Annotated in this window: 1 protein-coding gene; it reads left to right on the forward strand. The window is 74.4% G+C overall.

The window, feature by feature from the left end; translation table 11 throughout:
- Positions 1-21 precede the first annotated feature (21 nt).
- A complete protein-coding gene (locus ACQP17_RS33480) occupies positions 22-11802 on the forward strand; it encodes an SDR family NAD(P)-dependent oxidoreductase (protein ID WP_433859676.1) in 11781 nt (3926 codons plus the stop codon).
- The last annotated feature ends 37 nt before the right edge of the window (positions 11803-11839 follow it).

Below are 11839 nucleotides of genomic sequence, written 5' to 3' on the forward strand. Positions count from 1 at the left end.
TCCGGGGAAGGGAGCTGAACGGTGAGCGAGGGAAAGCTCCGCGACTATCTGAAAAGGGTGACGGCGGATCTCCACCGCACCGGCAAGCGGCTGCGCGAGATGGAGGCCCGCGAGCGCGAGCCCATCGCCATCGTCGCCATGAGCTGCCGCTACCCCGGCGGTGTGCGCTCGCCCGAGGACCTGTGGCAGCTGGTCGCCGACGGCGCCGACGGCATCACGCCCTTCCCCGAGGACCGCGGCTGGAACGTGGACTCCCTCTACCACCCGGACCCCGACCACCCCGGCACCTGCTACACCCGGGAAGGCGGCTTCCTCCACGACGCCGCCGACTTCGACCCCGACTTCTTCGCCATGTCGCCCCGCGAGGCACTGGCGACCGACCCGCAGCAGCGCCTCCTCCTCGAAACGTCGTGGGAGGCCTTCGAACGCGCGGGCCTGCGCCGGCAGACCCTCAAGGGCAGCCCCACCGGCGTCTTCGTCGGCGTCATGTACAACGACTACGGCTCGCGGTTCACCGAGCCGCCCGCCGGACTCGAAGGACACCTCGGCAACGGCAGCGCCGCCAGCATCGCCTCCGGCCGCGTCGCCTACACCTTCGGCCTCGAAGGCCCGGCCGTGACCGTCGACACCGCCTGCTCCTCCTCGCTGGTCGCCCTGCATCTGGCCTGCAACGCACTGCGCCAGGGCGAGTGCTCCCTCGCCCTGGCCGGCGGCGTGACGGTGATGTCCACGCCCGTCACCTTCCTGGAGTTCAGCCGGCAGCGCGGGCTGTCCGCCGACGGCCGCTGCAAGGCGTTCTCCGACGACTCCGACGGCACCGGCTGGGGCGAGGGCGCCGGCATGCTGCTGCTGGAGCGGCTCTCCGACGCCCGCCGCAACGGCCATCGCGTCCTCGGCCTCGTCCGGGGCACCGCCGTCAACCAGGACGGCGCGAGCAGCGGACTGACCGCCCCCAACGGGCCCTCCCAGCAGCGGGTGATCCGCGCGGCACTCACCGCGGCGGGCCTCACCACCTCCGACGTGGACGCCGTCGAGGCGCACGGCACCGGCACGACGCTCGGCGACCCCATCGAGGCGCAGGCGCTGCTCGCCACCTACGGCCAGGAGCGGGAAGCCGGCCGCCCGCTGTGGCTCGGCACGGTCAAGTCCAACATCGGGCACACCCAGGCCGCGGCCGGGGTCGCCGGCGTCATCAAGATGGTCCAGGCGATGCAGCACGGCGTGCTGCCCCGCACCCTGCACGCCGAGCGGCCCTCCACCCACGTCGACTGGAGCGAGGGCGAGGTCCGGCTGCTCAGCGACGCCGTCGACTGGCCCGCCACCGACCGCCCGCGCCGCGCCGGCATCTCGGCCTTCGGCGTCAGCGGGACGAACGCCCACGCCGTCCTGGAACAGGCCCCGCCCGCCGACGCCCCGCAGCCCGACGCCCCCGACGCGACGGAACCCGTGCCCCCGGCCGAGCAGCCCGCCGCCGCACCGCTCCCGGTCGTCCCGTGGGTGCTCTCCGCCCGCAGCGAGTCCGCACTCCGCGCTCAGGCAGCCCAACTGGCAGCTCATGTCAACCAGTTGGCCGACCTCCGAACCGAGGACATCGGCGCCTCGCTGGCCACCACCCGCACCGCCTTCGAGGAACGCGCCGTGGTGCTGGGTGAGGACCGCGCGGAGCTGCTCCGGCACCTCGCACGCTTCGCGCAGGGCGACGACACCGCGGCCGTCCTGGGCACGGCAGGCCGCGGCAAGACGGCGTTCCTCTTCGCGGGCCAGGGCGCCCAGCGCCTGGGCATGGGCCGTGACCTGCACGCGGCGTTCCCCGTCTTCGCGGCGGCCTTCGACGAGATCTGCGCCCACCTCGACCCGGAGCTGCCCCAGCCGCTCGCGGACGTCGTCTTCGGCCAGGACGCGGCCGCGCTGGATCGCACCGGCTTGACCCAGCCCGCCCTGTTCGCCTTCGAGGTGGCGCTCTTCCGGCTCGTCGCCTCCTGGGGCCTGGCCCCCGACTTCCTGCTCGGCCACTCCATCGGGGAGCTGGCCGCCGCGCACGTCGCCGGCGTCCTGTCGCTGCCGGACGCCTGCCGGCTCGTGGCGGCGCGCGGCCGCCTGATGCAGGAACTCCCCTCCGGGGGCGCGATGTTCTCGCTCCGGGCCGCCGAGGACGAGGTGCTGCCGCTGCTGGCCGACGCCGGCGAACAGCTGAGCGTCGCCGCCGTCAACGGGTCCCGGGCGACCGTCGTCGCCGGCGCCGAGGAGGCGCTCGCCCCGCTCGTCCGGCGCTTCGAGCAGCAGGGCGGCAAGGCCAAACGGCTCCGGGTCAGCCATGCCTTCCACTCCCCGCTGATGGACCCCATGCTCGCCGCATTCCGTTCCGTGGCGGAGAGCGTGACGTTCCATCAGCCCGAGATCCCGGTCATCTCCAACGTGACGGGGGAGTCGGCCACCGACCTCGCGACCGCCGACTACTGGGTACGGCACGTGCGGGAGGCCGTGCGGTTCGCGGACGGCATCCGCGCCCTGGAGCGCCGCGGCGTCACCCGTTTCCTCGAAATCGGCCCCGACGCCACCCTCACCGCCCTGGCACAGGGCTGCCTCGACGCGGACCCCGGCCACCCCGGCCCCCTGCTCGTGCCCGCCCTGCGCAAGGACCGGGCCGAGACCCACAGCCTCCTCACCGCGCTGAGCGCCCTGCACACCCGCGGCGCCGGCCCCGACTGGGACCGCCTCTTCCCCGGCGCCGACCACGTCGACCTGCCCACCTACGCCTTCCAGCGCGAGCGCTACTGGCTGGCCCCCGAAGCGGCTCCCGCACACCGCACGGGCGACCACCCCCTGTTGCCGACGGCCCTGACCCTCGCCGACCGCAGCGCCGTCGTCTCCACCGGACTCCTCACCTCCTCCGCACACCCCTGGCTCGCCGACCGGGCACTCGACGGCCGCGTCCAACTCCCCACCAGCGCCTTCCTCGACCTCGCCCTGCACCTCGGCGCGCTCGCCGGCTGTGAGCACATCGCCACCCTCACGGTGGACGTCCCGCTCGTCCTGTCCGAGCGGTCCGCCGTCGAGATCCAGGTGATGCTGGACGCCGCCGCGGAACCGGACGGGCAGCGCACCCTCACCGTGCACTCCCGCCCCGCCGACCGGCCGGACGACGAGACCCCGTGGACCCGGCACGCCCACGGCACCCTCACCGCACGGCCGCCCCGGCTCCCCGGCCACGACCTGACCCCCTGGCCGCCGGCCGAGGCCCGGCCGGTCGACACCGGCCAGGGGGGCGTATGGCGCCGGGGCGACGCGGTGTTCACCGAGGCCGCACTGCCCGAGGAGTACCGCGGCGACGCGGCCCGGTTCGCCCTCCACCCGGCGCTGCTCGACGCCGTGCTCCAGGCGCTCCCGGCGGCGGGACACCCCGACGCCGTCGCCGTGTCCTGGAACAACTGTGTGCTGCATGCGGTGGCCGCGGAATCGGTCCGCGCCCGCCTCGCTCCCGCGGACGACGGCGGCCTGGAACTCCACCTCACCGACGAACTCGGCGAACCGGTCGCCTCGTTCGGCTCCGTGACGCCCGTACCCGCCACCGAGTTCGCACCGCCGCACGACCCGGCCGACGGCCGCGACGATCTCTTCACCGTCGAGTGGAGTGGACTGCCGCCGTCCACGTCACCGCAGCGGCCCGGCCGGGTCGTCGCACTCGGCTCGGAAGGCGCCGGGACGGGGACCGAGACCGACGAGTCGGAGGCGTCCGCGCTCCACGGTGCGCTGGACGCGCTCGCCACGGCTGTGGAACAGGGAGCCGAGGTTCCCGACCTCGTCGTCGTGCCCTGGCGGACCGCCGAGACCTCCGAGACCTCCGAGGTCGGTGAACCGGCCGCCGCCGCCCACGCCTCGGTCGTGGACGCCCTGGCGCTGGTGCAGGACTGGCTCACCCGGCCGGGCCTCGCTGACGCACGGCTCGTCTTCGTCACCCGGGGCGCCGTCGCCACCGGCCCGGACGAGACGGTCACGGACCTGCCCGCCGCCGCGGTGTGGGGCCTGGTCCGCTCGGCGCAGTCCGAGAACCCGGACCGCTTCCTGCTGGTGGACACCGACGCCGATGTCGACATGACCGACGCCGTCGTTGACGCGACCATGGTGGCGGGGGAGACCCAGCTCGCCGTCCGCGGCGCACGCCTCCTGGCCCCGCGCCTGATCCGCCTTCCCCAGCCCTCCCGGACCACCACGCCCGCGCCCGCCGCCCGCTTCGACTCGTTCCGCACCGTGCTGGTGACCGGCGCCACCGGGACCGTCGGCGCCGCCGTCGCGCGGCACCTGGTGACCGGGCACGGCGTACGGCATCTGCTGCTCGTCGGCCGCCGCGGATCCGCCGCGCCCGGTGCCGTCCAACTCGCGGCAGAACTTCGTGAGTTGGGTGCCCGGGTGACCCTTGCCGCCTGCGATGCCGGCGACCGCACGGCGCTCGCCGACCTGCTGGCCACCCTCCCCGAGGCACACCCGCTGGGCGCGGTCGTGCACGCCGCCGGGGTGCTCGACGACGGAGTGATCTCCTCCCTCACCCCCGAGCGGATCGCCACCGTCCTGCGCCCCAAGGCCGATGCCGCGGACAACCTCGACCGGCTCACCCGGGACCTCGACCTGTCGGCCTTCGTCCTGTTCTCCTCGGCCGCCGCCACCTTCGGCGGCCCGGGCCAGGGCAACTACGCCGCCGGCAACGCCTTCCTGGAGGCGCTCGCCCAACGGCGCCGCGCCGAGGGCCGCCCGGCCCTCGCGCTCGGCTGGGGCATGTGGGCCGAGCGCAGCGAGATGAGTGCCCGCCTGGACGAGACGGACCGACGGCGGATGGACCGCGGTGGCGTCGGCGCGCTGTCCACCGAGGCGGCGCTCGCCCTCTTCGACCGCTGTCTGGCCCAGGACCGGGCCGTTCCGGTCCCGGTGCCGCTCGATGTCACCGCGATCCGCAGGACCGGCCCCGCCGTCGCCCCCCTGCTCCGGACGCTCGCCGGCCGCCCCGCCAAGCGGACCGCTGCCCCGGCCGCAACCGGCGGCGACCCCGCGTCCCCGGCCGCCCCTGCGCTGGCCGCGCTGGCACCGCAGGAGCGCCACGCCCACGTCCTGGACCTGGTGCGCACCGAGATCGCCCTCGTGCTCGGCCATGCCTCGCCCGGCCGGGTCGACGCCGAGCGTGCCTTCGGGGACCTCGGCCTGGACTCCCTGACCTCCCTCGAACTGCGCAACGCCCTCGGCCGCCGCACCGGACTCCGGCTGCCGGCCACCCTGGTCTTCGACCACCCCACGCCCGCCGCCGTCGCCACCTACCTCCTGGCCGAACTGCTGTGCGACGGACAGGAGTTGACGACAGACGGCATCGACCCCGCCACCGCCGGTGAGCCCGTCGCCATCGTGGCGATGAGCTGCCGCTTCCCCGGCGGCATCCGCACCCCGGAGGCGTTCTGGGAGTTCCTGGCCGCCGGCGGCGACGCCATCGGCGAGTTCCCCGACGACCGGGGCTGGGACACCGCGGCGCTCTACGACCCCGACCCGGAGCACGAGGGCACCACCTACACCCGCCAGGGCGGCTTCCTCACCGAGGCCGACCGCTTCGACGCCGGATTCTTCGGCGTCTCGCCCCGCGAGGCCCTCGCCATGGACCCGCAGCAGCGAATCCTGCTGGAGGTCTGCTGGGAGGCGTTCGAGCGGGCCGGGATCGACCCGCAGTCCCTGCGCGGCAGTCGTACCGGCGTGTTCGCCGGCACCAACGGGCAGGACTACACCACCGTCCTGGGCAACGCCGCCGAATCCGTGGACGGATACCTGGGCACGGGCAACGCGGCGAGCGTGGTCTCCGGCCGCATCGCCTACTCCTTCGGCCTCGAAGGCCCGGCCGTCACCGTGGACACGGCCTGCTCCTCCTCCCTCGTCGCCCTGCACTGGGCCGTCCGCGCCCTCCAGTCGGGGGAGTGCTCGCTCGCCCTCGCCGGCGGTGTGACCGTGATGTCCACCCCGGCCGCGTTCCTGGAGTTCAGCCGGCAGCGCGGGCTGTCCGCCGACGGCCGCTGCAAGGCCTTCGCCGACGGCGCCGACGGCACCGGCTGGGGCGAGGGGGCCGGCGTCCTGCTGGTCGAGCGACTGTCCGACGCCCGGCGCAACGGGCACCCGGTGCTGGCCGTCGTCCGCGGCAGCGCCCTCAACTCCGACGGCGCCAGCAACGGCCTCACGGCGCCCAACGGCCCCTCCCAGCAACGGGTGATCAGGGCAGCCCTCGCCGACGCCCGGCTCACGGCCGGTGACGTGGACGCCGTCGAGGCGCACGGCACCGGTACCACCCTCGGCGACCCGATCGAGGCGCAGGCGCTGCTCGCCACCTACGGCCAGGAGCGGACCGGCGACCAGCCGCTGTGGCTCGGCTCGGTGAAGTCGAACATCGGGCACACCCAGGCCGCGGCCGGCGTGGCCGGAGTGATCAAGATGGTGCAGGCCCTGCGCCACGGCCTGCTCCCGCGGACACTGCACCTCGACGCGCCTTCCACCCACGTGGACTGGACCGACGGCGCCGTGGAACTGCTGGCCGCCCCCACCGCCTGGCCCGACCACGGGCGGCCCCGCAGGGCCGGTGTCTCCTCCTTCGGCTTCAGCGGCACCAACGCCCACGTCATCCTCGAACAGGTCACCCCCGAACCGGACGGGCCCGACGCACCGGCCGACGCCACGCAGCCGGCACCGGACGCCCACGACACCGCTGACACCTCCGACACCGCCCCGCTGCCCGTCGTCTGGCCGCTGTCGGCCCGCAGCCCCGAAGCGCTCCGCGCCCTGGCCACCGCCCTGCACACCCACGCCGCGGACCACCCCGACCTGCCCGCCGCGGCCGTCGGTCACGCCCTGGCCACCACCCGCGCCTCCTTCGAGCACCGCGCCGTCGCCCACGGCACCGACCGCGCCGGACTGCTGACCGCCCTGCACGGACTGGCCGCGGGCGAGCCGGCCACCGGCGCCCTGGAGGGCGTGGCCCCACCCGGCGCACGCACCGCCTTCCTCTTCACCGGACAGGGCGCCCAGCGCCCCGGCATGGGACGCGAACTGCACCGCACCTTCTCGGTGTTCGCGCAGGCCCTCGACGAGATCTGCGACCACTTCGCCGGCCATCTCGACCGGCCGCTGCGCGACGTCATGTTCCACGACGCCGACGGGCTGCTGCACCGCACCGCGTACACCCAGCCCGCCCTGTTCGCCATGGAAACCGCCCTCCACCGCCTCGCCGAGAGCACCGGTCTGCACGCCGACCACCTGCTGGGCCACTCCATCGGCGAGGTGACCGCCGCACACGTCGCCGGGGTGTTCTCCCTGGCCGACGCCTGCACCCTCGTCGCCGCCCGCGGCCGGCTCATGCAGGCACTCCCGGAGACCGGCGCCATGGTCGCGCTCCAGGCGACCGAGGACGAGGTGCTCCCGCTGCTCGACGGACTCGACCAACAGGTCTGCCTCGCCGCCGTCAACGGCCCCGACTCCGTCGTGCTCTCCGGTGACCGGGACACCGTCACACACCTCGCCGAACGACTCGCCGCCGACGGCCGCCGGACCAAGCAACTCCAGGTCAGCCACGCCTTCCACTCCCCGCACATGGACCCGATGCTGGACGGGTTCCGCACCGTCGCCGAATCGCTCACCTACCACCCGCCGCGACTGCCCGTGGTGTCCAACCTGACCGGCGAGGCCGCCACCGAACTGGACCGCCCCGACTACTGGGTACGGCAGGTGCGGGGCGCAGTCCGCTTCCACGACGGCGTCCGCGGACTCGCCGCCCAGGGCGTACAGCGCTACGTCGAACTCGGCCCCGACGGCACCCTCTCCGCCATGGCCGCCGCCTGCCTGCCCCCCGACGCCACCGGCACCGCGGTCATCCCGCTGCTGCACGCCCGGACGCCGGAGCCGCAGGCACTCCTCGACGGCCTCGCCCGCGCCCATGTCCACGGCGCCGACCTCGACTGGTCCGCCGTCGCCAACGCCCACCGGGGACGCCCGGCCGTCGACGGCCTGCCCACCTACCCCTTCCAGCGGCAGCGCTACTGGCCCACCCCCCGTGCCCGCGCGAGCGCGGGCATCGGCCAGGCCGGCCACCCGCTGCTGAGCGCCGCCGTCGAACTCGCCGACGGCAGCCACCTGTTCACCGGCCGGCTCTCGGTGGCCGAGCAGCCCTGGCTCGCCGACCACGCCCTGGCGGGCACCGCCGTCGTCCCCGGCACGGCCTTCGTGGAACTCGCCGTCCAGGCCGGCGACCGCGCGAGCTGCCCCCGCGTGGCGGACCTGACCTTGGTCAGCCCGCTCATCCTGCCCGAGGACGACGCGGTGGACCTCCAAGCGGTGCTCGGCGCCGACGACGGGCAGAGCCACCGCCCGTTCACCGTCCACGCCCGCCGCACCGACCCGGCCCCCGGTGAGCCCTGGACGCTGCACGCCACCGGCACCCTGACCGCCGCCCGACCGGAGCCCGCCGCGCCCGCCGTGTCGACCTGGCCGCCCGCCGGCTCCGAACCGCTCCCCGTCGAGGACCTCTACGCGCAACTGAGCGCCGGCGGCTTCGACTACGGGCCGCTCTTCCAGGGACTGGGCGCCGCCTGGCGCGACGGCGACCGCGTGCACGCCGAGATCACCCTGCCCGCGCCCGCACCCCAGGACGCGGACCACTTCGCCCTCCACCCGGCCCTGCTCGACGCCGCCCTGCACGCGACCGCGTTCCTGCCCACCGGGGACACCGACAGCGGACGGCTGCCCTTCTCCTGGCGCGGAGTGCAGATCCACGCCACCGGGGCCACCCGAGTGCGGGCCTGCCTCGACCTGTCCGCACCCGACACCGTCTCCCTCGCCCTCACCGACACCGACGGCCGCCCCGTCGCCGACATCGAGGCGCTGACGCTGCGCGAGCTGTCCCCGGACCGCATCGCGCTCTCCGCCCGCTCCGCCGGCCCCCTCTACCACCTCGACTGGCCCGTGGTGTCCCTTCCCACGACGCCTCCCGAGGACCCGGCCCGCCTGCTCGTCCTGGACGGCGACGACCTCGCCGCCGCCCTGGACGCCGCGGGCCTGGCCGCCACCCGGCTGACCGGCCCGGACCTCCAGCAGGCCACCGGCACCGTCCTCGTGGCGCTCCCCGCCGCCGACCCGCACGAGGCGGCGACCGGCGCACTGGCACTGGTCCAGCGATGGCTGGCGGACCCGCCCGCCGCGGCCCGCCTCGTCTTCGTCACCCGGGGTGCCGTCGACGCCCCCGGCACCACCCACCACGCCGCCGCGGCCGCCCCCATCTGGGGCCTGGTGCGCTCGGCACAGTCCGAACACCCCGGCCGGTTCGTTCTCGCCGACCTCGACGGCCAGGCCGCCTCCTACGCCGCACTGCCCGCAGCACTGGCCACCGACGAACCCCAATTCGCGGTCCGCGGCGGCACCGTGCACCTCCCGAAGGTCGCCCCCGTCCACTCCGGCACCGCGCTGGCCGAGCCCGTCGACGGCACCGGCTGGCGCCTGGGCATGACCGGCAAGGGCACCCTCGACCATCTCACCCTGCTGCCCCACGACGACGCCGAACGACCGCTGGAACAGGGCGAGATACGCCTCGCGGTCCGTGCGGCCGGGGTGAACTTCCGCGACGTGCTGAACGTCCTCGGCATGTACCCCGGCGACGCCGGAGCCTTCGGCCTGGAGGGCGCGGGCGTGGTCACGGAGACCGGCCCCGGTGTCGTGGGTCTGGCCCCGGGTGATCGGGTGATGGGGTTGTTCCCGTCTGCGTTCGGGCCGGTGGCGGTGGCGGATGAGCGGATGGTGATCCGGGTTCCGGAGGGGTGGTCGTTCGCGCAGGCGGCGTCGGTTCCGGTGGTGTTCTTGACCGCGTACTTCGCTCTGGTGGAGTTGGGTGGAGTACAGGCGGGTGAGTCTGTGCTGGTGCATGCGGGTGCGGGTGGTGTGGGGATGGCTGCGGTGCAGTTGGCGCGGCATCTGGGTGCGGAGGTGTTTGCCACCGCGAGTCCCGGTAAGTGGGGCACGCTGCGTGCGTTGGGTCTGGACGAGGCGCATATCGCCTCGTCGCGTGATTTGGATTTTGAGGGGTCGTTCCTGGCGGCGACCGGTGGCCGGGGTATGGATGTGGTGCTGGATTCTCTGGCGCGGGAGTTCGTGGATGCTTCGTTGCGGTTGTTGCCGCGGGGTGGTCGTTTCCTGGAGATGGGTAAGACCGACATCCGTGACCCTGAGCAGGTGGCCGCTGGCTATGGGGGTGTGCGGTATCAGGCGTTCGATCTGATCGAGGCGGGGCCGGATCGGATCGGGGAGATGTTTGCGCGGGTGCGGGAGTTGTTCGAGGGGGGTGTGTTGGAGCCGTTGCCGGTGTCGGCGTGGGATGTGCGGAAGGCGCCGGAGGCGTTCCGGTTCCTGAGTCAGGCCCGGCATGTGGGCAAGGTGGTGTTGACGATGCCCGTTGCCCTTGATGGTGAGGGGACGGTGTTGGTCACGGGTGGTACGGGTGGTTTGGGTGCGTTGGTGGCGCGGCACCTTGTTGCCGAGCATGGTGTGCGGCATGTGTTGCTGGCCAGCCGTCGTGGTCCGGATGCTCCTGGTGTGGGTGACCTGTGTGGGGAGTTGGCGGGTCTGGGTGCCGAGGTGGCGGTTGCGGCGTGTGATCTTGCTGATCGGTCGGCGTTGAGTGGGCTGTTGGAGTCGGTGTCGAAGCAGCATCCGCTGACCGCTGTCGTCCATACCGCCGGTGTGCTGGACGACGGCATGGTGACCTCGCTGACGCCCGCCCGCATGGACGCGGTGCTGGCGCCGAAGGTGGACGCGCTGCTGCACCTGCACCACCTCACCCGTGACGAGGACCTGGCGGCATTCGTCGTCTTCTCCTCCACCGCCGGGGTGTTCGGCGCGCCCGGACAGGCCAACTACGCCGCCGCCAACGCCTTCTGCGACGCCTTCGCCGCCGAGCGACGGGCCGCCGGGCTGCCCGCCACCTCCCTCGCCTGGGGACCGTGGTCCCGCACGACGGGCATGACCAGCGGACTCACCGAAGCCGACCTGCACCGCATGGCACGCGCCGGGCTGCCCGCCCTGCCCCCCGACCGCGGACTCGCCCTCTTCGACGCGGCACTCGACCGGCCCGAGGGCGCGCTGCTGCCGATGCTGGTCGATCAGCGCGCCCTGGGCTCCGGCGGGCCCGTACCGCCCCTGCTGAGCGGCCTGTTGCCGACCGCGGCACGCCGTACCGCGGCCGCGAGCCCGGCACCGGCCGGACCGGGTTCCGCCGAGACGCTGACCCGGACGCTCGCCACCCTGACCCGCGACGAGGCCCAGCACGCCGTTCTCGACGTGGTGTGCACCCAGGTCGCCGCCGTGCTCGGCCATGCCTCCGCGGCCGAGGTCGGCGACCAGCAGTCGTTCAAGGACCTCGGCTTCGACTCGCTGACCGCGGTGGAACTGCGCAACCGGCTCGGCACCGCGACCGGCGCCCTGCTGCCCGCCACCCTCGTCTTCGACTACCCGACACCGCAGGCCCTCGCCGACCACTTGTGCACGGAACTCGTCCCCGAGGCTCCCGCGGGGACGGCCGCCGTGCCGGAGGACGACGCAGCGGTACGCGACGCCCTCGCCGCCATCCCCCTCGCCCGGCTGCGGGCGGCCGGGCTGCTCGACGACCTGCTGGCGCTGGCGCAGCCGGAGCCGTCCGCCGCGGACCACGAGCCGGAAGCCGAGGACACCCCCGACTCCGACGCCATCGAGAGCATGGAAGTCGACGACCTCGTGCGCCTCGCGTTCGGCGCCACGGACGGCTGAGACCGCCGTCCCGACGAAGCCACACCACGAAGCCGGA

The organism is Streptomyces kronopolitis, assembly GCF_050953795.1.
Classification (GTDB): Bacteria; Actinomycetota; Actinomycetes; order Streptomycetales; family Streptomycetaceae; genus Streptomyces; species Streptomyces kronopolitis_A.